General features: G+C 74.0%; 13 protein-coding genes. 1 reads left to right on the top strand and 12 read right to left on the bottom strand.

The annotated features are described in order from the left end of the window. Nucleotides 1–70 precede the first annotated feature (70 nt). A complete protein-coding gene (locus BLT82_RS28755; protein ID WP_093660098.1) occupies nt 71–544 on the top strand; it encodes a GNAT family N-acetyltransferase in 474 nt (157 codons plus the stop codon). A 155-nt stretch (nt 545–699) separates the two neighbouring features. Here BLT82_RS28755 and BLT82_RS28750 read toward each other — a convergent pair whose 3' ends face one another. The 12 genes from BLT82_RS28750 to BLT82_RS28695 all read right to left on the bottom strand — a co-directional run bounded on the left by BLT82_RS28750 (nt 700) and on the right by BLT82_RS28695 (nt 24,234). Continuing rightward, nucleotides 700–1,782: a class I SAM-dependent methyltransferase gene (locus tag BLT82_RS28750; RefSeq protein WP_244529699.1), complete on the bottom strand. Its 1,083-nt coding sequence runs from the start codon at nt 1,780–1,782 to the stop codon at nt 700–702. Beyond that, nucleotides 1,779–3,023, bottom strand: a complete 1,245-nt coding sequence (locus BLT82_RS28745; RefSeq protein WP_093660028.1) for a glycosyltransferase — start codon at nt 3,021–3,023, stop codon at nt 1,779–1,781. Before BLT82_RS28745 ends, BLT82_RS28750 begins: the two co-directional genes overlap by 4 nt. Then, nucleotides 3,020–3,898, bottom strand: coding sequence for an alpha/beta fold hydrolase (locus tag BLT82_RS28740; RefSeq protein ID WP_093660026.1), 879 nt, complete (start codon nt 3,896–3,898; stop codon nt 3,020–3,022). Before BLT82_RS28740 ends, BLT82_RS28745 begins: the two co-directional genes overlap by 4 nt. Before the next feature lie 3 nt (nt 3,899–3,901). Next, entirely contained in the window at nt 3,902–4,225 is a 324-nt protein-coding gene (locus BLT82_RS28735; protein WP_093660024.1) for an acyl carrier protein, read from the bottom strand. Further along, complete coding sequence (locus BLT82_RS28730) at nt 4,222–9,282, bottom strand: type I polyketide synthase (protein WP_093660022.1); 5,061 nt, start codon at nt 9,280–9,282, stop codon at nt 4,222–4,224. The genes BLT82_RS28735 and BLT82_RS28730 overlap by 4 nt, the downstream gene beginning before the upstream one ends. Nucleotide 9,283: 1 nt before the next feature. After that, the gene (locus BLT82_RS28725) at nt 9,284–16,639 is read right to left on the bottom strand and encodes a type I polyketide synthase (RefSeq protein ID WP_093660020.1); all 7,356 of its coding nucleotides are present in this window, start codon (nt 16,637–16,639) and stop codon (nt 9,284–9,286) included. 687 nt (nt 16,640–17,326) lie between these two features. Next, a complete protein-coding gene (locus BLT82_RS28720; protein WP_093660018.1) occupies nt 17,327–18,988 on the bottom strand; it encodes a glycoside hydrolase family 13 protein in 1,662 nt (553 codons plus the stop codon). 59 nt (nt 18,989–19,047) lie between these two features. Beyond that, a complete protein-coding gene (locus tag BLT82_RS28715; RefSeq protein WP_093660016.1) occupies nt 19,048–19,923 on the bottom strand; it encodes a carbohydrate ABC transporter permease in 876 nt (291 codons plus the stop codon). Further along, complete coding sequence (locus BLT82_RS28710) at nt 19,920–20,933, bottom strand: carbohydrate ABC transporter permease (RefSeq protein WP_093660014.1); 1,014 nt, start codon at nt 20,931–20,933, stop codon at nt 19,920–19,922. Before BLT82_RS28710 ends, BLT82_RS28715 begins: the two co-directional genes overlap by 4 nt. Nucleotides 20,934–21,071: 138 nt before the next feature. After that, nucleotides 21,072–22,361: an ABC transporter substrate-binding protein gene (locus BLT82_RS28705; protein ID WP_093660012.1), complete on the bottom strand. Its 1,290-nt coding sequence runs from the start codon at nt 22,359–22,361 to the stop codon at nt 21,072–21,074. 241 nt (nt 22,362–22,602) lie between these two features. Further along, nucleotides 22,603–23,619 (bottom strand): LacI family DNA-binding transcriptional regulator, encoded by a 1,017-nt coding sequence (locus BLT82_RS28700; protein WP_093660010.1) that lies wholly within the window; start codon nt 23,617–23,619, stop codon nt 22,603–22,605. Nucleotides 23,620–23,763: 144 nt separating this feature from the next. After that, nucleotides 23,764–24,234: a GNAT family N-acetyltransferase gene (locus tag BLT82_RS28695; protein ID WP_244529692.1), complete on the bottom strand. Its 471-nt coding sequence runs from the start codon at nt 24,232–24,234 to the stop codon at nt 23,764–23,766. Nucleotides 24,235–24,464: the final 230 nt, after the last annotated feature.

Raw genomic sequence — 24,464 nt, 5'->3', positions numbered from 1 at the left:
AACGGCGCGCCGGCCCGCATGACATCCTGTGCTCACCTGCCGGCCGGGAGAGGGCGAGGAACCCACCGTGATGTCGAACCCGGGTCTCGACGTACGCCCCCTCACTCCCGGCGACCGGCAGGCCTGGGAGCCGCTGTGGCAGGCCTACCTGGACTTCTACGAGCACACCCTCGCGCCGGACGTCACCGATCTGACGTGGGCGCGGTTCGTCGACCCGGCCGAGCCGGTGCGGGGACTCGGGGCGTGGGCCGACGGCGGGTTGGTCGGAATCTGCCATTACGTGCTGCACCGCTCCACATGGGCCGCGGGCACGTACTGCTACCTGGAGGACCTGTTCACCGCACCCGCCGCGCGCGGCCGGGGCGTGGGCCGGGCGCTGATCGAGGCCGCGGCGGCCGCTGCGCGCGAAGCCGGTGCGGAGAAGCTCTACTGGCAGACCCACCGGGACAACGCCACCGCGCGCGCCCTCTACGACCGTGTGGCGCACCACGAGGGCTTCCTCGTCTACGAGCGCCCGCTCTACCGGCGGGACGAATCCGTCTGACCGGACGGCGACCGAGGACAGGGGCGGTCACACCGGCAGGGCGGTGCCGCTGACGGGCGGTGCGCCCCGGCTGGCCGCTGGATGCGGACCCGCGTCGGGCGGGCCGGGTCCGACTCGCCCGGCCGAGAGGTGAAAGCGTCTCCGGCTCTGCCGCGTCAGCCCCGCCGGGCCACGAGGCGGTACGCGTTGCACAGCCCGAGCCGTCCCGCGAAGGGTGCGACCGCCTGGTCCAGGAGCGCCGCCGCCACCAGCGCCGGGACGCCCGCGAGCAGCGCGGCGCCGCGCAGCGCGCGGTGCAGCGGACCGACGGGCGGAAGCCACGGAAGGTCGTCCCGCGGCGCGGCTCCCTCCAGGGCCAGCCACACCGCGGCCACCAGATCCACCGGCTCGTGCGCCGAACGGTGCTGCTCCGCGACCACCGTGAACCCCAGGTCCGACAGGGCGCCGCGGAGATTGCCCACCGGCATGAGATGGAGGTGCTGGGGCTGCAGCCAGGGCAGCCACCAGCGGCCCAGCAACCGGGCGTACCGGCTCCCCGGGTCCGGCACCTCGACCACGATATGGCCGCCCGGCCGCAGGCACGTGCGGGCCGCCTCCAGTTCCCGGAGCGGTTCCGTGCTGTGCTCCAGGTAGTGGAACAGGCTCACCGCGTCGTACTCGCCCGCGAGGTCCGGCGCCAGTTCGGTGAAGGGGCCGCGGAAGCCCCGCGCCACCCGCCCCCGCCGCTCGGCGAGCTCCACCCCCTCGGATCGGTCGAGCCCGTCGAACTCGACCTCCGGCAGGACCGCCCGGGCCACTTCGCAGAAGTGCCCGTGCCCGGTTCCGACGTCGAGCCACCGCTTGACCCCGCCGAGATGGGGCCGCACCGACTCCGCGCGGCGCCGGTAGGAGGTGGTGCGGCCGCCGAACATCCCGTCCAGCTGCTGCTCGCCGAGTCCGTCGTAGAAGTCGCGGTAGTAGAAGTCGAGCCCGCGGCCGTTCAGACGGGGGTTCTGGAACAGATGGCCGCAGGAGTGGCAGCGGTCGACCCGGAACCGGCCGGGCTTGTGCTGGAGCAGATCCGCCGTCAGCAGGTGCCCGCCGATCCGGCCCGAACCGCACCACGGGCAGTTGTGGCGCAGCGGTTCGAAGAACGCCTGGGGCCCGTCGGCGAGCTCGGCCGCGTACTCCGGGCGGAGTCCGCTCACCGTCTCCCGCCGGGCCCGGCGTCTGCGGGAGCGTTCCTCGCGGGACGTCATCCTTGCTCCTTGTCCTCAAGCAGGTGTTCGAGGTGGTCCGCCGCGGCCGCGGCTCCGCCGGCAGCGCGCAGCGCCGACCCGACGGCACGGGCGGCGGCCCGGTGACCGGGGTCGTACAGCACGGCGTCGACGGCGGGCCCGATCCGGTCCGCGGTGGCCCGGCCGAACCGGACGCGGACCCCGGCCCCCGCGTCGCACACCTGCGCGGCGACGACCGGCTGGTCGTCCCGGATCGGCGCGACGACGAGGGGGACGCCGTGCCACAGGGCCTCGACCACCGTGTTGTGACCGGCATGGCAGACGACGGCGTCCATGTGGCTCAGCAGCGGGAGCTGCGGTACGGCGGGGACGGCGAGCAGATCCCCGGCCGACATGTCGGCTCCCGTCCCCGTTCCCGTCCCGGGGAAGGTGCTGCCGGCTCCGGCGGCGCCGGAGCCGCCGCCGAGGACGCCCTCCGGGTCGACGACGACGGCCTGCAGCCGGTCCGCCCGCGCCCGCAGGGCCTGCGCACACGCGGAGAGGAAGCGTCCCCCGGCGTCGGCGTTCGCCGTGCCGAGCGTGACCAGGACCGTCGCCCGCCCGGGGTCCAGCCACTCCCAGGGGAAGTCGGCAGCGGCGGGACGGGCGGCCAGCGAAGGGCCCACCCAGCGGATCCGGTCTCCGCCCCGGGCGGGGCGCCCGGCCAGTTCCGGAACGGTGAAGGCCAGCACCAGATGCGGGGAGAACCGCGGATCCGCCGTGCCCTCCGGGTCTCCCACCCGCAGCCGCAGCTCCCGCAGCAACGCGTCGTTCCACGCGGCGACCTTCGGCATGGCGGCCAGTGCGTCCGTGAACTCGGCCGGCGTCGTCGCCGAGGTCGCCCACGGCACGCCGAGCCGTTCCGCCACCAGCGCCCCCGCCGGCGCCTGCTGGTCCGCCACGACCACATCCGGCCGGAACGCCAGCACCGCGTCCCGTACACCGTCGGCCATCGCGTCCGCCAGCGGCACCAGGAACCGCTCCCACAGGAACCGCAGGGCCTCGGGGCCCCGGATGTCCGGCGGTCTGACGGGGCGGTCCGCGTCGGCCCAGGCAGCGGGCGACGCGAAGACGTACGCGTCCGGCCCGGCCAGGCGGCGGACGATCTCGGGCACTCCCGCCCAGGCCACCCGATGGCCCCGGGACTCCAGTTCGGCGGCCACCCCCACCAGGGGATTGATGTGCCCCACCAGTGGCGGCACGACGAACAGGCAGCGGCTCACGGCACGTTCACCTCCACGGGCACGGCCGCCGCCCGGCGGCCGTCGCGGCCCGTGTCGCGGCCGTCTTCGTCGCCGCCGCCGGGGGAGGCGTTCTCAGCGATCCACCCCAGGACGAGGTCGCGCACCCGGCCGGGGGCCTCCACCAGCACCGAGTGCTCGTGGCCCGGCACCACGACCGTTCTGCACCGCGGCAGCAACGACCCCAGCCAGGGGGCCTGTTCGCACAGGTCGGAGTCGGCCCCGTACACGGCGAGCACCGGGCGGTCCAGGGAGCGGAGCGCGTCCTCGGTGACGAGATCGCAGTCGGTCACCTCCGCGGCGATCGCGGTGTCGCGCACCAGCCGGCCCGCCGCCCTGGCCAGCCGGGCCGTGTGGCCGCCGCGGTGGGTGGCGATCCAGTCGAGCGCCTCGGTCTCGTTGACGGTCATCTCGTGCCGCACCCGGTCCAGCAGCCCGGCGATCTTGCGCGCCCAGGAGGCCGTGGCCGGTTCGGACTCGACGACCGAGATGCTGGCGACCCGGTCCGGGCGGCGCAGGGCGTAGCCGAAGGACACGGTGCCGCCGAACGAGTTGCCGACCAGATGGACCGGACCGGGGATCTCCAGCCGGTCCAGCAGGGCGCCGAGATCGTCCACGAACCGCTCGAGACCGTAGCCGGTGGCCGGTCGGCCACTGCGGCCGTGACCCCTGTGGTCGTACATCACCACGTCGAGCCCGGCCGCCGCGAACGCGGGGGCGACGGTGAAGTAGTAGCTGGCCAGGCTGTCCGTGAGCAGCCCGTGCAGCAGCACCACGGTGTCCCCGCCGGGACGTCCGCCGCCGGGGCCGAGGCGCTGCACGTGCATGTGGACGCCGGCCACATCGATGATCGCCATCGGTCAGGCCGCTCCCGCGCTCTTCAGACACCGCGACACGTGCTCGACGAGCCGGCCGACGGTGAGCTCGATGATGTCGTCGAGCTCCATCGAGGCGACGAACTCGGCGAAGTTGACCTCGCGTCCGTACCGGACCTCCAGATGACCGGCCAGGGTGACCAGGTCGATGCTCTCGAACTCCAGGTCCCTGCTGAACCGGGTCTCCATCCCGACCTCGGTGTCGCCGAGGCCGTCGTCCTCGAGGACCAGCGCGATCATGGCCGTGATGTCGGCGAGTATCGCTTCCTCGTCCGCCCCCGACGGACCCGTCGGCTGAGTCGTGGTCACGTACCGTCCTCCTCCTCGTGCCTGTCCCCGTCCTGTTCCGGCCCTTCCGTCCACGCCACGACGTACGAACGCGCGGGAAGGCCCGGGGGATTGGCCACCTGTTCGCACCGGATCCGGTACGCACGGACCGGCCCGCCCGGCGTGCCGCGCACCTCGACCGTCAGCCGGTCCCCGGACGCCGCCACGACGGCGAAGTCCCTGGGGCGGCCGCCGAAGCCGGTTCCCTCCGCCTTGGCCGCCGCCTCCTTCGCCGCCCAGAACCGGGTGAACCAGAGTGCTTCGGAAGCGGCGGCACCAGTGCCGGCACCGGTCCGGCAGACCGTCAGCAGTTCGCGTTCACCGGGGGTCAGGGCAGCGTCCAGAGTGGCCCCGGACGGCTCGGCGACCTCCTCGATGTCGATGCCGGGGCCGGTGACCGGGCCACCGTCCGGCGCCTGCCCGCACGGCCGTACGATCGCCACCGCCGCCTCTGCCCGGTGGGCGAGGGAGACGGCCAGCGGCGGCAGGGCCCGGCCGTGCGACCCGGTCACCCGGGGGCGTCCCCGCTCGTCGTTGCCGACGCTCAGCTCGGCCGGGAAGACCGGGCCCTCGCCCTGCTGCCACAGCCACTGCCGTACGGCGTCCTTGACGGCGATCCGGCCCAGCAGCCACTGCCGGCGGCCGCGCGGCGAGTGCCGTTCGTAGGCGGTGCGTTCGGCGCTCCCCAGCATGTTGCGCATGATCAGATCGCGTGACGCCAGGTCCGGCCAGCGTTCGTGGAGCAGCGCCCAGCCGCCGGGGCGGTGCGCGGACAGTGTGTGGCGCTCAGGGAAGCGCTCGACCGGGCGGGTGTGCGGATCGTTGTCGAACCTGCGGTCCTGCCAGCCGGTGAGCTCCGCCCAGACCCGGCCGCCGGATGTCAGCAGGGCGTCCGCTTCGAGGAGTTCGCGGGTGAGCGAGGTGACGCGGATCAGGCATTCGACCTCGGTGCCGGGACGCGGGGCGGGACCGAAGAACCGCATGTGCCGCATCCGCACGGGGAACACGACCGTCCGTTCGGCGGCGGTGGCCATGATCCAGTAGCCGAGCACCTGTCCCACGTTGTCGAGCAGGGCTCCCGGCGCCGGGGGCGTGGCCAGCACCGCGCGGACGTGCCGCTCGCCGATGCCCCGCAGCGCGGTGACCCCCTGGTACGCGGGGCCGTGGAACATCCAGCGCTCGTCGTACAACTGGGCCGCCGAGTGGCCGGGCACGCGTTCGGCCCGGAAGGGCGCCGGATCCCAGGGAGGCGGGGGCGCCGGGTGGCAGGCGGCTACCTCGACCACCGCGCGCGCGTGCGGCCCGAACGACACGGCCACCCGCCCGGGCCCCGCGGGGGCGGCGGTGACCGTCACGTCCGCCGGCTCGGCGGCGGTGATCCAGCGGTCGAACCTGGCCTCGTGCACGGCGATCGCGCGCATACCGGGTGCGCTGCGCTCGGCCGCCTCCATCAGGTGGTGGACGATCGTCGTCGCCGGGACGACGGGCCATCGGTCGGCGACCTCGGGCCAGCCCGCCCGCTGCCGGAAGAAGCAGTGGTCCAGCAGGTGGGGCATCGCCTCGGTGCCCACCCGGACCGTGTACTCCGAGCGCGCGGGAGGCGTCGCGGCCGGCGCCGGACCCGTGCGGGGCACGCCTGTACTCGGCGTGCTTGTACGGGGCACCGCGGCACGGGATGCCGAAGGCGGCCGTTGGACGGTGCGCGCCGCGTGAACGGGGCGCGGTGAGGCGGGGACGTCCCGTGCCGCGCCGGCGGGCCGGCCCGGCGGCGACGCCCGGCGGCCGGCCGCCTCGACGAGCTCGGCGGCGGTGGCTGCCGTCTCCCGCATCAGCGCGTCGAGTTCGGCCAGCGCCGGGAAGCGGTCCGCCGGGCCTCCGCCTCCGGGCACGGCGTCCGGGCGCCATGGGCCACCGAGGCCGACGGGACGACCGGCGACGCCGCCGGCCACGGCCTGCTCCGCCGGCCGCACCGCACCGGCAGCCGCCGGGGCCTGCACGGCGGGCACCGCCGCCGCGGCCGTCACCGGGCCACCGTGCTCGGCCGGCAGCGGCGACAGCCGCAGCCCGGACAGTACGCCCGGATCCAGCGAGACCAGACCCCCGCTCAGGTCGAGACGCACCGGAGGCAGCGACCGGGCGGCGCCACCGCCCCCGGCCACGGTGGCAGCGGTCCGGGGCCTCGCGCCGGCATCGGCGCACGCCGGGGGAGTCCGGTGCTCCGGCGCGCCGGCCGGTGAGGTGCCGGGACGGTCGACCACGTCCGGTTCGACCGCCGCGCCCACGGCCCACAGCGCCACCGCCACGCGCCGCAGCTGAGCCAGGCCCGTGCGGTGCGGGGTGTTGGCGGCGACGACGAGATGGTCGCGCCCCGACAGAGTGTCGCCGATGAGCGACCCGAGCGCTCCCGTACCGACCTGGACGAAGGCCCGGAACCCCGCCGCGTACAGCGACTCGGTCAACTGACGGAACCGCACGGGCTCCAGCAGATGGCGGACGAACAGTTCCCGGATCGCGGCCTCGTCACGGGGGAAGGGGGCTGCGGTCGTCCCCGACCAGACCGGCACGGTCGGCGTGTGCAGCGCGAAACGCTCGGCCGCGGTGCGGAACGGCCCCAGGGCGGGCTCCAGCATGGGCGTGTGGAATCCCGAGCGGAACGGCAGCACCCGGCACAGCACTCCCTCCGCGCGGAAGGAGCGCGCGAACTCCTCGACCGCGTCCGGCGGTCCGCACACCATCGACTGGCTCGGCGCGTTGTCATGGGACAGGGTCACCGGCAGACCGAGGCCCTCGAGCCCCACCCGTACGCGATCCGCGGACGCCCCCACCGCGGCGAAGGCGAGGTCCGGAACGGTGACCGAGTCGGGGTCGAGCGAGGCCATGAAGTCGTCCACGGCGTGCTCGGCGTACAGGCCGGCGACCGCCATCGCCGTCCACTCGCCGACGCTGTGCCCGGCCACCGCCTCCGGCACGACGCCCATCCGCCGCAGCGCCGCGTCCAGCAGCCTGCCCACCGCGACCACGCCGAGCCCGTGCCGGCCGACGTCCCCGACCTCGGCCCCCGCGTCGCCGGACGGCCCCGGCAGGGACAGCCCGAAGCGGTCGGCGACATCGTCGACGCGCGGCTCGAACTCGCCTTCCAGCCCGGGAAAGACGAAGGCGATGCGGCCCGGTCGCTCGCCGCCGAGCAGCGGGTGAGGCGCGAACCACACATCGCCGCGGCCGTGCCACGCCCGGCCCTTGGCGGCGACTCGGCGGGCGAGCGCCAGCCGCTTCGGTGTCGGATCGACGATGCCGAGACGGGTCGGCCCCGCTCCCGGTCCCGCCGGGGCGGCGGGCCCCGAGGACAGCAGCGTCGAGTCGTCCGTGTCCAGTCGCGCCGCGAGGTCTTCCGGCGTACCGGCGGTGAGCAGCAGCGCACGCTCCCGCTCGACCACGGTGGTGACGGCGGCCGCCCGCCCGGAGCCGCCCGGACCCTCCCCGGCGGCAGCGGGGAGGGCGGCGGCCCGCCGGCGCGTTCCGGTCGTCGACGCCACCGTGTCCGGGGCCTGTTCGAGGACGACGTGGGCGTTGACCCCGCCGAACCCGAAGGCGTTCACGGCCGCCCGGCGCGGGGTGCCCGCGGGGCCGGATTCCCAGGGCGCCGCCTCCGCCAGCGGACGGAAACGCGTGCCGGCGAGCGCGGGATGGGGATCGTCGCAGTGGAGGGTCGGCAGCAGCGTCGCGTGGTGCACGGCGAGAGCCGCCTTGACCAGGCCTGCGACCCCCGCCGCCGGCATCGCGTGGCCGATCATGGACTTCACCGACCCGATCACCGCCGAACCGCCGTCCCCTCCGACGGCGTCACGACCGGTCGGAGGCCCGAACACCTCCGCCAGTGTGCGGAGTTCGGCCGCGTCGCCGGCGGGAGTGGCGGTGCCGTGCGCCTCCAGCAGACCGATCGACCCGGTCTCGGCCGGGTCGAGGCCGGCCGCTTCCCACGCCCGCCGCACGGCGCGGATCTGGCCGCCCGGATCGGGGCTGACCAGTCCGGCCGTACGCCCGTCGCTGCCGACAGCCGTGCCCCGGACGACCGCGTAGACCCGGTCCCCGTCCCGCTGGGCGTCCGCCAGCCGCTTCAGCACCACCACGCCGGTGCCCTCGCCGATGAGGATGCCGTCCGCGTCCCGGTGGAACGGGCGGATGCGCTGGCTGGGGGACAGGGCGCGAAGCTGGGAGAAGACGCTCCACAACGTGATGTCGTGGCAGTGGTGCACCCCGCCGGCGAGCATCAGGTCGCTGCGGCCGGACGCCAGTTCGCCCACCGCCTGGTCCACGGCGACGAGCGAGGAGGCACAGGCGGCGTCCACGGTGTAGGCGGGGCCGCGCAGATCGAGCCGGTTGGCCAGCCGGGAGGCGGCCAGATTGGGAACGAGCCCGATGGCGTTCTCCGGCCGGTCGGGACCCAGGCGTTCCGTGAACGCCTCCCGTACCCGGGCGAGCTGCTCGGTCCCGAGCCCCGGCAGCAACTCGCCGAGCGTGCGCACCAGCTGGGCGGCGGTGCGCACCCGCTGGTCCAGGCGGACCAGCCCCGGTGTCAGATAGCCGCCTCGGCCCAGCACGACGCCGATCCGGTCCCGGGCCGGCAACCGGTCCTCGCCGCCGGCGTCCGCGAGGGCGGACGCCGCCACGTGGAGCGCGATCAGCTGGTCGGGCTCGGTACCGGACACCGAACTCGGCATGATGCCGAAGCGGGTCACGTCCACCTGCGCAGGCGAGTCCACGAAGCCGCCGCGCCGGCAGTACACCTGGTCCGCCGCGGCCGGTCCGTCCGCGGAGCCGGGGCGGTAGTACGAGGCGTCCCAACGGTCCTCGGGCACCTCGCCGACCGCGTCGAACCCGCTGACGAGATTGCGCCAGTACGCCGCCAGATCCCGGGCGCCCGGCAGCAGCACGGCCATGCCCGTGACGGCGATGGGCACGGCACTGCGGCCGCGGGTGCCGCCCGCCCGCCGGGCGGCGGCAGCCCGGTCCGCGCCTGCCCCCGCCCCTTCAGCGGTCAAGTCACCACTCCGACGCGGTGTGGACGACCGCCCCGGTCGCCGGGTCGCCCCAGGCGAGTTCCCTCAGCAGCGCGAGCGGCCCCTCCTCGGGGTCGATCAGGGCGATCCCCCGCCGGGCGTACTCGCGGGCGAGCTCCGGGCCGACCATTCCGGTGTGGAGCCCGCCGGGGGCCCAGGGGCCCCAGTGGACCGTCAGCGCCCTTCGCCCGGTGCGGGCCCTCCACTGCGCGCCGAGCGTCTCCAGGGCGTCGTTGGCGGCCGCGTAGTCCGCCTGGCCCCGGTTGCCGAACACCGCGGAGACACTGCCGAACAGCACCACGAACTGCGGTCCGCCGTCGGGGAGTTCCCCGAGCGCCGAGAGCAGCGAGGCGGCACCGGCGACCTTGGTGCCGTACACCCGCTCGAACGACTCGGCGGACTTGTCCGCGATCAGCCTGTCGTCGATCACGCCGGCGGCGTGGACGACTCCGTCGAGACGCCCGTGGTCGGCGTGGATCTCCTTCACCGCCTGGAGCACGGCCGCGGAGTCGCGGCAGTCGACGCTGCGGTAGCGGACCCGGCTCCCGGCGGCTTCGAGGGCGGCCAGGGTGGCGGATATCTCCCGCTGGGCCAGGAGCAGTTCGGCCGTCCGGCCGATCTCGGCGGGGGAGCCGTACCCGCCCTGTGCGGCGAGCACGCGGCGCAGCGCCGCCCTGTCCCCGGCCGCCGCCGTCGCCGGTTCCTCCGGCCCGGCAGGGGCGGGCGTCCTGCCGAGCAGTTCGACACGGCAGCGGGAGGCGCGGGCGAGTGCGACGGCGAACGTGGCCGTGATGCCGCGCGCCCCACCGGTGAGCAGGACGACCGAGTCCCGGTCGAGCCCGAGTGCCGCCGCTTCGGCCGACCCGTCCCCGGCGGGGCCCGCCCCGGTCACCGCCGTCAGCCCGAGGGGCGCCTCGACCGCCTCCCACCCGTGACGGCCGTCGGCGTCGCGCACCACGACCGGGGTCCCGCCCGCCCCGGACAGCTCCTCGACCACCACCGCGGCGACACCCTCCGGCGTGCGCAGCGGGTGCGCCCCGCCGCCCGGGTCGAGGTCGACCACGATGGGTTCGGTGTCCGGGCACTCCCGGGCGATCGTACGGAAGAGTCCGCGCAGCCCCGCCGAACGCTCCGTCGCCCGGCCCTCCTCGGCGAGGCGCACGGCGACCAGCCGGGCGGGCCTTCCGGCCAGTGCGGCCCTGACGGCCGGGAAGGCGGCGGGCAGCACCGGCGGCCCTGAGGTGGCCAGCGGGCCGAGGAGGACCACGCCGTCGAGCGGACCGTGGCCGTTCTGCGGCGGAAGCGTCGCCTCGGCGCCGAGGACGACGGGCACGGCACCGTGCCGCTCCAGCTCCGCCGTGAGCGCCCTCGCCACCCCCGCGAGTTCGCCGTCTCCGTCGCCGAGCAGCGCGAACCGCCGCCCCTGGAGAGCAGTGGGCGTCGCGGCACCGGGACCTCCGCTCAAGGGCACCTTCCGCAGTTCGAGGCGTTTCGGCAGGGCCGTACGGGGGCCTTCCGCCGGTGCCGTCGCCGCGGTGTCCCGGTCGTCCGTGGAGTGGAGGCGCAGCGCCGGCTCCGCCGGCCGGACGCTGGTGTCCCCAGCCGCGGCCGTGGCCGTGGTCGCGTACGCGGCCGGGTACGGCTCGTCGCCACCCCCATCGGCGGCGGGGACGGGCGCTGCGGCGGACGGCGGTCCGGGCTCGGCCGCGCGAGCCGGACCACCGTCCCGCGCGTCCGCGGCACCGGGCAGCAGGGCGGTGATCCCGGCGGCCAGCGCCTCGGCGGTTCTCGCCCGGGACAGGCCCTCCATGGCGGTGTCGTCCAGCGAACCCGTGCCGGCCGGGACCGCTCCGGCCGAGACGAGCCGCCCGGCCAGCTCACCGACGATCTCGGTGCGTTTGATCGAGTCGATGCTCAGATCCGCTTCCAGATCGAGGCCGGGCTCGACCATGTCGGCCGGATAGCCGGTGCGTTCGCTGATGATGTCCACGATCAGTCGCAGGACGTCGTCACCGGACGGCGGCCCGGCGGATTCCGCGCCGCCGCCCGGGAGCCCCGTCCGCTCCGGCCACGCGACCGGGCCGGCGGCGGGAGCCGTCCCGGCCGTGGGGGCGCCGGTGAACTCCGGCTCCCGTGCCTGCGGACTCCCCGCCGGCAGTGCGTGGGTGGGCGCAGGACCGGCGGGTGCGGGAAGCGGGTGGTCCGGCGCCCGACCGCCGCCGAAGTACGTCAGCAGCACGTCGCGCTGGGCCGCCAGCATCTCCCTGCTGGTGCGCAGGAACTCGGCGATCAGCGCGTCCTGGCCGGTCGCGGCGCCCTCGGCCGCCCAGCCCCCGTGATGGTTCGTCACAGTCGTCTCCACGACACGTCGGGCCGGTGCCAGCGCACCGGGCAGGAGTTCGCCGGACGCGGTGCGGACGAGATGCCCGTCGACCGTCCAGCCGGGCCGCCGGCCGCCCCCGGCCCGGCGCGGGTCCACCCCGTCACGTCCCCGGAGCATCCAGCCGGTGGTGACCGGCACACCGGCCACCGCCAGCCGGGCCAGCGCGTCGAGGAGGTCCGGGAGTCCGCTCGCAGGCCGGGGAGCGCACGCCACGGTCCGGTGCGGGCGGTCGCCGAGGATGTCGGCCACCAGCCCGGTCAGCACCCGTCCCGGGCCGCACTCGACGAAGACCCGCGCGCCGGCCGCGTACATCGCCTCGATCTGCTCGGCGAAGCGCACCGGCGCACCGATCTGCTCGGCCAGCTCCGCACGGATCCCGTCGGGGCTCGCCCGGTAGGGCTCGGCGGTACGGTTCGACCACACCGGGAACTCCGGCGGACTCACCGGGTGCCGGGCCAGTACGCGCGCGAACCGCTCACCCGCTCCGGCGACCAGCGGGCTGTGGAACGCGCACGCGACCGGCAGTCGCTTCGCACCTAGGCCCGCGTCGCGCAGCAGCCGCAGCGCGGTCTCCACGGCCGCGGTGGGGCCGGAGATCACCGTCTGCCGCGGTGTGTTGTGATTGGCCACGACGAGCCCGCCGCCCAGGAGCCCGCCGCGCGGGAGCCCGCCGGCCACGGCGCTGCCGGCGTCGCCTGCACCGTTGCCGTCGCCCGCACCGTTGCCGCCGCCGCCCGCCCCCGGCGCACCCAGGATCCGCTCGACGTCCGCCGCGGACGCGGCCACCGCCGCCATGGCCCCGGGATCGTCCCCGGCGGCCGCGAGGATCGCGGCGGCGCGCTCGGAACTCAGCGTCAGCAGGGTCTCCGGATCGACGGCCCCGGCGGCGCTCAGCGCGACCAGTTCCCCGTAGCTGTGGCCCGCCGCCATGTCGGGCACCACCCCGGCCCGCGTCAGCAGCGCGTAGGCGGCGAGGCCCGCCATGCCGAGCGCGGGCTGGGCGGCCCGGGTGTCGGTGAGCGCGGCGGTGGCGCGTCCGTGCACGGACTCCGTGAACGCGGCCGGAGGGTGCAGTGCCGCGGCCGTGCCGGGGTCGAGTGCGAGGAGGTGCTGCAGATCGGGGAAGGCGGCGAAGAGGCCGGCGAACATGCCGGTTCGCTGGCTGCCCTGCCCGGGGAAGAGGAAGGCGACCTTGCCTCCGGTACCCCCGCCGCGGGGCCCGTCGTCCGCCGTGCCGTCGACGCCCGGGGCAGCGGCCGCCGCCCCGCCGTCGGCGAGGTGGATCCCCGCACCCGGATCGTGCTCACCGTCCAGGGCACGCCGCAGCTGCCGGCACAGGCCCTCGCGATCCTTCGCCACGACGGCGATCCGCACCGGACCGCCGTCCGCCTCGGCCCGCCGCGCGGCGGCGAGCGCCAGATCCCGCAGCCGCCACGCGCTCGCTCCGTCGCCGTCCGCCGACGCCGTCTCCAGCAGCTCCTGAGCGGCCCGGTGCGCGGCCCCCGGGACCGCCCCGCGGAACAGGAACAGTTCGGCGGGCCACGCGGCACGCCCGTGCGGGGGAGGCACCTCGCCGCCGTGGGCGCCCAGCACCACATGGAAGTTGGTCCCGCCGAAGCCGAACGCGCTCAGGCCCGCGACGCGCCGCTCGGGCGGTGCGGCCCACGGCAGTGCCTCGCGGTGGAAGACGAACGGGCTGCGGTCCTCCCGCCAGGCGGCGTTGGGCCGCTCGAGATGCAGGGTGGGCGGCCGGACGCCGGTGTGCAGGGCCATCACGGTCTTGATCAGCCCGGCCAGGCCCGCGGCGCACTTGGTGTGCCCGATCTGCGACTTGACGGACCCCAGCACACAGCTGCCCGGGGTCACTCCCGCGGCCTCGAACACCTCGGTGAGGACGTTCAGTTCGGTCCTGTCGCCGACGACGGTGCCCGTCCCGTGCGCCTCCACCAGCCCCACGTCCGCCGGCGACGTGCCCGCGTTGCGGTGCGCCCGCTCCAGTGCCCGGCGCTGGCCCTCCGGGCGCGGCGCGGTCAGCCCCAGGGACCGGCCGTCGCTGGAACTGCCGATGCCCTTGACGACACCGTAGATGCGGTCGCCGTCCCGTTCGGCGTCGGCCAGCCGCTTCAGCACCACGCACGCCACGCCCTCGCCCAGGGCGATCCCGTCGGCGGAACCGTCGAAGGCCCGGCAGCGGCCCGTGGGGGAGAGGGCGTGCACCGAGGAGAACAGCACGTAGTCGTTGACGCCGTTGTGCAGGTCGGCGCCTCCGCACAGCATCATGTCGCTGGTGCCGGCGACCAGTTCCTTGCAGGCGACGTCCACCGCGGCGAGGGAGGAGGCGCAGGCCGCGTCGACGGTGAAGTTCGGTCCGCCGAGGTCCAGCCGGCTTGCGATCCGCCCGGAGATCACGTTCGCGAGCATCCCGGGGAACGAGTCCTCGGTCAGCTGCGGCAGCTGGTCCTCCAGCCCCTTCGGCACCGCGCCGAAGTACGAGGGCAGCACCGCGCGCAGCGTGGTCGCGTTCGAGAGGTCGCTGCCCGGCTCGGCACCGAACACCACTCCCGTCCGGGTCCGGTCGAAGGTCCGGCCGCCGTGGTCGCCGAGTCCCGCGTCGTCCAGTGCCCGCCGTGCCGCTTCGAGGGCGAGGAGCTGCACCGGCTCGATGCTCCCCAGCGAGGCGGGAGGGATGCCGTACCGCAGTGCGTCGAAGGGTATCGGGGGCAGGAACCCGCCCCAGCGGGACGTGACCGTACCGCCCGCCTCCACGCCGTGCACACCGGGATCCCAGCGGTCGCGGGGGACTTCGCCCACCGAGTCGACCCCGTCGAGGACGTTGGCCCAGAAGGAGGCCAGATCGGGCGCGCCCGGGAACATGCAGGCCATCCCGACCACCGCCACGTCCAGTGGCCTCGGCGGTTCGGGTTCGGCCGGCGCCGTGCCGCCGGCGCCGAGTCCCGGATGGGAGGCCAGGGCGGCGGCCCGCTCGGTGAGGAAGCGGGCCGCGCCCTCGGAGACGGCGGAGTGCAGCCGCGCGACGGTGGTGGTGGCCGATCGCAGCACCGCCGCCTCGCCGGCCATGAACATGCCCTCGGCCAGCTGGCGTTCCTCGTCCACGGGGCCCAGGACGCCGCCGTCGGCGCGTTCCACGCCCTTGGCCGCGATCCGCAGCCTTCCGACGTTCAGCCGCTCCAGCCGTTCCCAGACCTCCCGGTCGGCGAGGCCGTCTGCGCGCATACCGGCCGCCAGCGTCCCGAAGGCCTCGCTGAACGGACTCGGCACACAGCGCGTGGCATGACCGGGCGCCGTCTCCAGGAGCGCCGTCCGCTCCGCCGCGAGAACCCGGCGCTGGAACAGCGGCAGGACCGCACCGTGCGCGACCGCCTCCTCCGTGAACAGGTACGCCGTGCCCATGAGGGTCCCCACCGCGCAGCCGCGTGCCGTCAGCGGCGCGGCGAGCGTGGCCGCCATCGCCGCGGAGCGCTCGTCGTGGATGCCGCCCGCGAGGAAGACCTCGACGCGTTCGGCGTCGGCCCGCGCCGTCGCCTCGTCCGATCGCCGGCCGACCCCGTCGAGGAAGTCCTCCAGCACCGCCAGCTGGGCCTCCCACAGCGGGAAGCTGTTGCGGGGGCCGACGTGGCCGCCGCACTCGGCGCCCTCGAAGACGAAGCGGCGGGCCCCGGCGTCGAGGAACTGCCGCAGCAGGCCGGGTGAGGGGACGTGGAGGAACGCCTTGATCCCCGCCTCCTCCAGCACCCGCGCCTGGGAGGGCCGGCCGCCCGCCACGATCGCGTGGGTGGGCCCGGCCGCCCGGACCGCGGCCAACTGGGCGGTCCTCGTCTCCTCGGGGGCGAAGCCCAGGATCCCGACGCCCCACGGTCTGCCGTCCAGCGCCCGGCGGGCCTCCTCCAGCATCGTCCGCGACTGCTCCGCCCCGGCGAGCGCGAGGGCGATGAAGGGGAGGGCCCCGTCCTCGGCGACGGCGGAGGCGAACGCGGCCCCGTCGCTCACCCGGGTCATCGGGCCCTGGGCGACCGGCAGCCGGGTCCCCAGGGCCCGGCTCATGGCCGAGTCCGGCCCCAGGGCGCCTGCGGCGGTGCCCTCGCCTTCGGCGTCCCGCACGGCCGCCCGTACGGCGTCCAGAACGGCGCGAACCGCACGACCGGAGTCACCCCATCGTTCGGCGAAGCGGGCCGCGAGAAAGGCGTCCTGACCGACCGGCACGGGGCCTGCGGGAGAAGCGCCGTCGGTGGCGGGGGACCGCCCCGCGGGGCCCCGCCGGCGCAGCGTACGCCGGCCGCCGGACACCGTGGTCTCCGAGCCGTCGGCCGTCCGCAGCAACGCCGCGACCGGCTCGGGCAGTTGGGACTCGGCCAGCAGTGCGAGCTGGGTGTCCAGCACCACTCCGGCGGCGCCGCCCACCACGGCGGCGGCCGCGGTGCGGGGTGCCATTCCTCCGCAGGCCCACACCGGAACCCCCAACTCCGCGGTGGCCAGTAGCTGTTGGAGCAGCACGAAGGTGCTCAGCTCCCCTACGGGGCCGCCGCACTCGCTCCCCCGTGCGATCAGGCCGGCCGCCCCCGAGTCCACGGCACGGCGAGCGGCCTCCAGTCCGGTGACCTCCACGAGTACCCGCAGCCCGGGGTCCTGCGGGATCGCGGTCGTGTCCCAGGCGGAATCCGGTGCGAGGACGACCGCGCTCGGCCCGTCCGAGGATCCGGGTCCGGGCAGGAGGTCGCCCGGCCCAGGTGTGCAGCGCGGGCCGATCCGTAGGCCGTGGCGCCCGGGCGCCCATCGGCGCAGGGCCGCCAGGGCCTCTCTCGCCCTCCGGTCACCCGAACCCAGGTCGAGCACTCCGAGCCCGCCGGCGCGGCACACCGCGGCGGCGAGTCGGGCGTCCGGTTCACCGAAGGGGGTGATTCCGATGACCAGGTCCACGTTGTGCTCTACCGAATTCATCATTCTCCGAAAAGGCTTTGGTGTTGCCCGGAGGTTAATTTCGGTCGTTCGGCGGCGCGGGACGTGCGGGATCTCGCAATGCCCGCGGAAATCAATTCGGGTCATTCGCGTGGCGGCTTGAAAGATAGCGGCAAGTTACTCAAGGGTCAACCATCGGTCAATGGCGGTGATTGACCTGTCGCAACGGTCGCAAGGAGAGGGCGGAAAACACGGGCATGGCGAAATGGGGCGGCTGACCGGAAGGTCGGCGACCCAAGGACGCCACGGAATTTCGGGAGAAGGGTGGAGCGGAAGGCGCAGGGGGAAGAGGTGGGGGATTCCGGCGGCGCGGCCCGTCATCCTGACGTGTCGGTCATGCAGTGTCAACATGATCGACGGGTTTTCCTGGCCGTTCAAGAATCAACAGTGGCTGATTGTTGACGCCTGTCGTCCGGCCGCGTCCCGAACAGGGCGAGCGCTTTCCGTGAGGCCACCTGGCATCGCTTCCGCGCGCAAACGGCCGGGCGGCACTCGCCCGCCATTCCGGAATGAATGCGTCCGGCCGAATCGCGCGGACGCCGACGCCGACGCCGCGCGAAGCGGGGCGGTCCGTCCGGCCGGGGACCGTGACGAACCGCCCTGCGCGCAGTGGGACCTCGGCGGGTTACGGTCCCGGGTCCCTGTCCGGCGACCCCACTCGGCCGGCCCTCACACCGACAGCCAGACGGCGGTGTCGCCGGGCAGCCCGTCCCCGTCGAGCGGACCGCTGGCGAGCAGCACCTCGGTGTGCGCGGGCAGTTCGACGGGGTCGTCCGTCAGATTCACCACGCAGCGGAAACCGGGGGAGCGGCCGAACGAGAGGACGCGGTCCTCGGCGGCGCTCTCCCACGTCATGGTGCCGTCACCGAGCGCCGGATGGTCGCGCCGCAGTCGCAGCGCCGCCCGGTACAGGCTCAGCATCGAGTCCGGATCGCTCTCCTGGGACGCTGCGGTGAGCGTTTTCCACGCGTCCGGCTGCGGGAGCCACGGCGCGGTGCCAGCGCCCTCGGGGCTGTAGCCGAAGGGCGGGGTCGTCCCGCTCCAGGGCAGCGGCACCCGGCAGCCGTCCCGGCCGCGGTCGGTGTGGCCCGACCGCCGCCACGTGGGGTCCTGCAGCACCGCGTCCGGAAGATCCTCGACCTCCCACAGGCCGAGCTCCTCGCCCTGGTAGAGGTAGGCCCCGCCGGGCAGCGCGAGGGTGAGCAGCGCGGCGGCCCTGGCCCTGCGGGTGCCGAGAGCGAGGTCCGCGGGCCGGCCGGCGAGCTGGGCGAGCGAGCGCAGGGGCCCGTCCGGCTGCGGCCTCGCGTAGCGCGAGACGTGCCGGGCGACATCGTGGTTCGACAGCACCCAGGTCGCCGGGGCGCCGACCGCCCCGAGCGCGGCCAGCGATTCGTCGATGACCCGGCGAAGCTGCGGACCACGCCAAGGGGCCATCAGATAGTCGAAGTTGAACGCCGTGTGCAGCTCGTCCGGACGTACGTAGCGGGCGAGGCGTTCCGGGGCCCCGGCCCATGCCTCGGCCACGAACACCCGCCCGTCGTAGCCGTCGGCGACCGTCCGCCAGCCCCGGAATATGTCGTGCACCTCGTCCCGGTCCCAGTGCGGATGGTTCTCGCGGCTCGTACCCTCCATCAACTTGCCGTCGAGCGACCCGAGGTCGGGCAGCCCCGGCGCCTTGACCAGGCCGTGGGCCACATCGATGCGCACCCCGTCGATGCCGCGGTCGAACCAGAAGCGCAGGATCGACTCGAACTCGGCGCGGACCTCGGGGTGGTCCCAGTCGAGGTCGGGCTGCTCCGGATCGAACAGATGCAGGTACCAGGGGCCGGGTGTGCCGTCCGTCTCGGTGATCCGCGTCCAGGCGGGACCGCCGAACACGCTGCGCCAGTCGTTGGGCGGGAGGCTTCCGTCCTCGCCGCGGCCCGGCCGGAAGATGTACCGCTCGCGTGCCGGAGAGGAGGGGCCGCCCGCCCGCGCCTCGCGGAACCACACGTGGTCGGACGAGGTGTGGTTGGGCACGATGTCGATGATGATGCGGATCCCCAGCCGGTGGGCCTCGTCGACGAGGGCCCCGGCGTCGTCCAGCGTGCCGAACGCCGGGTCGATGTCGCGGTAGTCGGCGACGTCGTAGCCGCCGTCGGCCATCGGCGACGGGTACCAGGGATTGAGCCACAGCGCGTCCACGCCGAGACCGCTGAGGTAGGGCAGCCGCCGGCGGAGGCCGGCGATGTCGCCGATGCCGTCGCCGTCGGCGTCGCAGAAACTGCGCAGGTACACCTGGTAGATGACGGCGTCGCGCCACCAGGCCGTGGGGGTCGGTGCGGAGGGCATTCGTGTCTCCCGGGTGTGTCGGTGTGTGTGGTGCGGTGGGATGTGTGGTTGACGATGTGTCACTTCACGGCACCGGCGGTGAGCCCGGCGACGATCCTGCGCTGGAAAACCAGCACCATGATCAGCAGCGGTACGGTGACGACCACTCCGGCCGCCATCTTGGTGCCGTACGGGATGTCGAACCCGGTCGCTCCACCGAAGCGGGCGATGGCGACGTTCGCCGTCTGCATGGACGTCTCGTTCACCATCGACACCGCGATGATGAACTCGTTCCAGGCCGCGATGAACGTCAGGATGGCCGTGGTGAACACACCGGGCGCCGTCAGTGGCAGGATGACCTTGCGGAACGCCTGTCCGGGCGTGCAGCCGTCGACCATCGCGGCGTGCTCCAGCTCGCGCGGCAGCTGTTTGAAGAAGGCGTTGAGGTTCCACACCGCCAGCGGCAGGGCGAACGACATGGAGGGCACGATCATCGCCTGGTAGGTGTTGACCCAGTGCAGGGTGCCGGCGAACAGCTTCAGCAGGGGCACGACCAGCGCGATCCCGGGGAACATCGACGTGGCGATGATCAGGGCGAGCACCGCGTTCTTGAACCGGAAGTCGAGCCGCGCCAGTGCGTAGGCCGTGAAGACGGCGATCACGAGGGTGATGGCCGTGGTGACGCCGGCGACGACCAGACTGTTGAGCAGGGCGCGCCCGAAGCCCGTCCCCGGCTCCAGCACGGCCCGGTAGTTCTCCAGCGACCACGGGGACGGCAGCGGCGACTTGTCGAAGAGGTCCGAGCTGCGCCGGAAGCTGGACACCAGCATCCAGTAGAACGGCGCCAGGCAGTACGCGACCAGCAGGGCAGTGCCGAGCAGAGCCAGGACGGCCCGCGCTCCCGGCCGCCCGGCCCGTCGCGGATGCACACCCGCGCTCCGGGGGAGGGTGCTCATGCCATCGCCCCCTCGGCAGTCGTGGCACGTCGCGGGGAGGTCTTCCTGCCGGTCCCGTCCCCGGAGAGCAGATCGGCGCCGAGCAGCCGGACGAAGACGAACGCCACCACCGCGACGTAGACGAAGAGGACGACCGCATAGGCGGCGCCCGGCCCGTAACGGGTGTTGGCCGCCTCGTCGAAGGCGAGCATGGACAGCGTCTCCACCGACTGCTTGTGCGGCCCCACGAGCACGAACGGCAGATCGAACATGCGCAGGGCGTCCAGCAGCCGGAACAGCACGGCCACCACCAGCACGGGCCTGATCAGCGGCAGGGTGATCCGGATGAGCTGCTGCCGGGCGCCGGCCCCGTCGATGCGCGCCGCCTCGTACACCTCGCCGGGGATCAGCTGCAGGCCCGCGAGCACCAGCAGCCCGACGAAGGGAGCGGTCTTCCAGGTGTCCGCGACGATCACGGCCACCGTGGCCTGGAAGCCGTCGGTCGTCCACAGCACCTCCCGCCCCAGCAGGGCGTTGGCCGCACCGTCCGCCTGGAAGATCCACTGCCACAGCAGGGCGGAGACGACGGTGGGAATCGCCCAGGGGACGAGAACTCCCGCCCGGACCAGGGCCCGGCCCCGTATCGCCCGGTGCATCACCAGTGCCATCGCCACGCCGAGGACCGTCTCCAGGGCCACCGTGGTGACCGTGAGGAACGTGGTGTTGGCGAAGGCGTTCCAGAAGCGTTCACCCGCCTCCCCCTCGAAGACGGCCGCGTAGTGCCGCAGGCCGACGAACTTCTCCCCTTCCTGTACGAAACCGGAACTGTCCAGCCCTTCCCGTTTGCCGAACAGCGACTCCCGGAACGCGGCCAGGACCGGATACCCGGCGACCAGGGCCAGCACCAGCAGCGTGGGCGAGACCAGCAGCGCGGCGAGGCGGCCTCCGGGCCGCCGTCCCGGGCGCCGGTTCGGGGGCGCCGCGCCGGGCGGTGAGGACGTGGGGAACGGTTGCGCCGTCAGGACGGGCATGGCTGATCACCTCTGCGGGAGGGGCGGTACGGGGGTTGGGGGCTCGCGGCGGCCGTAGCGGTGCGAGGACCGGGCGGATCGCGGTGCCGGCACCGGGGCCGCCGAACAGGCCGCATCCGGCGTTTGTTTGACGACACGTCAGGGCTTGGTGATCCGCTCCAGCTTCTTCTGGAGCTGTGCCAGTGACTCCTCCGGAGTGATCTCGCCCTTCATCGCGCGGTACGCCGCGTCCTGGATCGCCGCGGTCGCGTCTCCGTACCGCACCACGCGGGGCCGCGGTACCGCGCTCAGGATCGACTTCCTCAGCGCCGGCAGGTACGGGTACTCGGCGATGAGTTCCTCGTCCTCGTACAGCGCCGCGGCCGTCGGTGCGTTGGAGCCGAGGAGCAGGTTCTCCCGCTGCATCCGCACGTCGGTCATGAAGGTGACGAAGTCGAGCGCCGTCGCCTTGTTCCGGGCGAACGAGCTGACCGCGAGGTTGTGACCGCCCAGGCTGGAGACGCCGGGGCCGTCGAGCCCGGGGAGCGGCGCCACGGAGAACCTCCCCGCGACCTTCGACGAACCGTCCTCGGCGTTGGCCAGGGACCACTGGTACGGCCACTGCCGGTGGAAGACGAGCTCGCCCTTCTGGAACGCCTGCCGGCCCTCCTCCTCCTTGAAGGTGATCGCCTTCTTCGGTATCAGCCCGCTCCTGTAGGCCTCGGTGAAGAACTCCAGGCCCTCGAGGGCCTCGGGGGAGTCCACCGTCGGTGCGCCCTTCCCGTCGACGACGGAGCCGCCGGCGCTCTCGACCATCTCCGCGAAGTTGACCGTCAGCCCCTCGTACTTCTCGAACTGCCCCGAGTAGCAGGACATGCCCTCGGCCTCCGGCAGTGCGAGGACCTTCTTGCACGTGTCGCCCATCTGGGCCCAGGTGGACGGGGGCTCGGCGTTCGCCTTGCGCAGCAGGTCGCTCCGGAAGTAAAGGAGCCCGCCGTCGGACGTCCAGGGCGCGGCGTACAGACGGCCGCGGTACGAGGCGCCCTGCAGAGTCGGCTCGAGATAGGTGGCGTCGTCGAACTTCGCCTTCGGCAGTTCGTCGATCCAGCGGTGTCCCGCGAACTCGGCGGTCCACACGAGGTCGAGATTGAGCACCGAGAACTCGGGCGACTTCAGCTCGGCGTTCTGGATCATGCGCCGGCGCTGTTCGTCGGGCGAGTCCGACAGCTCGATGACGCGGACCTTCTCCTTGGGGTGGGAGCTGTTCCAGCGGCCGGCGATCCGGGTGAGGGTCCCGGAGTTGTCCTTGCCCGTGGCCAGCGTGATCGGGCCGCGGCCCGTGAAGCCGCCCCCGCCGCCCGTGTCCTCCGTGCCGGGGCCCGTGCCGCACGCGGTCAGGGACAGTGCGGTCACCCCCGCGGCGCATGCCCGGAACAGCCAGTGCCTCATGCCGTGTCTCCATCCTCTGGCTCTCGGCGGGTCCGCACCGCCGAAGTGCCAGGAGAGTACGCAGCCGACCGCAAGCAGGTCTACCGTTGCGTGCAAGATTGGCAACAAAAGCTGTGCAAGAATCCGTCATTCATTTGGAGGTCAGGTGATGAAGGCATGCAGAAGGGGCGGCACCCCGAGGGTGCCGCCCCTTCGCGCGGACACGTCCGAGCTCCCGCGGCGCATCGGTTCACGCCGCGGGTCAGCCCTCGCGGACCACCGCGGTGCTGCCGCGCACCACCAGCTCCGGCTCGAAGAGCAGTTCCTCGTCGGTGTCGCTCTGACCGCTCATCCGGCTCGACAGCAGCGACACCGCCGCCCGGCCCATCGCCTCCACCGGCTGACGGAGCGTCGTCAGCGGCGGATTGACCAGCGGCATGAACGCCGAGTCGTCGAAGCCCACCACGGAGATGTCGCCCGGCACGTCCAGACCCATGCGCTGGAAAGCCCGCACGGCACCCAGGGCCATCACGTCGCTGGCGCACACCACGGCAGTGACCCCCCGCTGCGCGAGCCGCTGCGCCGCAGCCGCGCCCCCCTCCAGCGAGTACATCGTGTGGGTGACGAAGGGCTCGGCGTCCTCGATGCCGCAGTGCTCACGGACGGCCCTGAGGAACGCGGCCTTCTTGCGGACCGCCGGCGCGTGGTCGGCGAACTCGCCCAGGGCGAGACCGATGCGGCGGTGCCCCAGCGAGGCCAGATGGCGTACGGCCAGCTCGGCGGCGAGCGCGTCGTCGGTCGACACGCACGGGAACGTGAGGTCCTCGACGATCCCGTTCACGCCGATCACCGGGATGCCGCGCTCCAGCAGCCGCCCGTAGTGCGAGTGGTCGGCCTTGCTGTGCGAGTGCAGCCCGCAGACGAACACCGCTCCGGAGATCTGCTGCTCCAGCAGCATGTCCACGTAGTCGCTCTCGGAGACCCCCGCCATGGTGCGCGTGCACAGCACGGGGGAGAAGCCGCGCTGGGCCAGGGTCGAGCTGATGACCTCCACGAACGCCGGGAAGACGGGGTTGATGAGATCGGGAGCGACCAGGGCGACGAGACGCTGGGTCTTCCCGCGCAGCCCGCGCGGGCGCTCGTACCCGAGGACGTCGCAGGCCGTCAGCACCGCGGTCCGCGTGCCCTCCGCGACCCCCGGCTTTCCGTTGAGGACGCGGCTGACGGTCGCCTCGCTCACCCCGGCGTACTCCGCCACCTCGATCAGTCGTCTCACCATGACGACAAGGCTACGTCACATCTTGCATCCGCTTGCAAGGATCTGCTTGATACCCGGCAGCGCGGGTCCGCGGCGGGGGATGGGCGTCCGTCCGGTGAACCTCCACTTGCGGCGACCGGGGAAGGTCCTGTCACGTCTGCGAGCTCACCCGGCGGGGAAGGTGAGCCGCAGGACGATCTCGCCGTCGTCGATCTCCCCGGTGGGCTCGAACCCGAACTTGCGGTAGAAGGGCCACGGTTCTCCGTCGCCGGGTTCGTAGCTGGTGAGCAGTTCCGTGGCGCCGTCGGCGCGGACCAGGGCGGCGACCTGTGCGAGCGCCTCCCGGCCGATCCCCCGCCGCTGGTACCGCTTGTCGACGAGGAGGCGCCAGAGGAAGTGTCGCCCCGTGAACGGACCGGCCGGCGGTTTCCACGCCAGCATCACGAAGCCGACCGGCTCGTCGCCCCGGTACACGGCGCGGTACCAGGGATTGGCCTCGGGGGTCTTCGCCGCCTCCTTGAGCGACTTGGACACGGAGGCGACGAACTGCTTCTGGTCACGTCGGACGCGGAGGGCACGGACGGCCTCCCGGTTGTCGTCGGTGATCTCCCGGAGATGCACGGCTGGGGACCCCATGCCACACCCCTTCCTGATTCCGGGCGGCTCCGCCGTCCGCGCCGAAGCGGAAGAGGCGCCAGCGGGCGGCTGTTCCCTGGGCGCACGTGGCACCCCAGGAGGCCGGATCGGACGTCTTCGCAGCGTATTCGACACGGGCGGGCCGGAAGGGGACTGGCACGCCGGACCGGGCCGGGTCCGGGGAAGCCCCCGGAGCAACGCGAGGGCCGGACCCCCGGTGCGAGGGTCCG

The organism is Streptomyces wuyuanensis (assembly GCF_900103455.1).
In the GTDB taxonomy this organism is placed as follows: domain Bacteria; phylum Actinomycetota; class Actinomycetes; order Streptomycetales; family Streptomycetaceae; genus Streptomyces; species Streptomyces wuyuanensis.
This window is presented reverse-complemented; position numbering and strand designations above follow the sequence as displayed.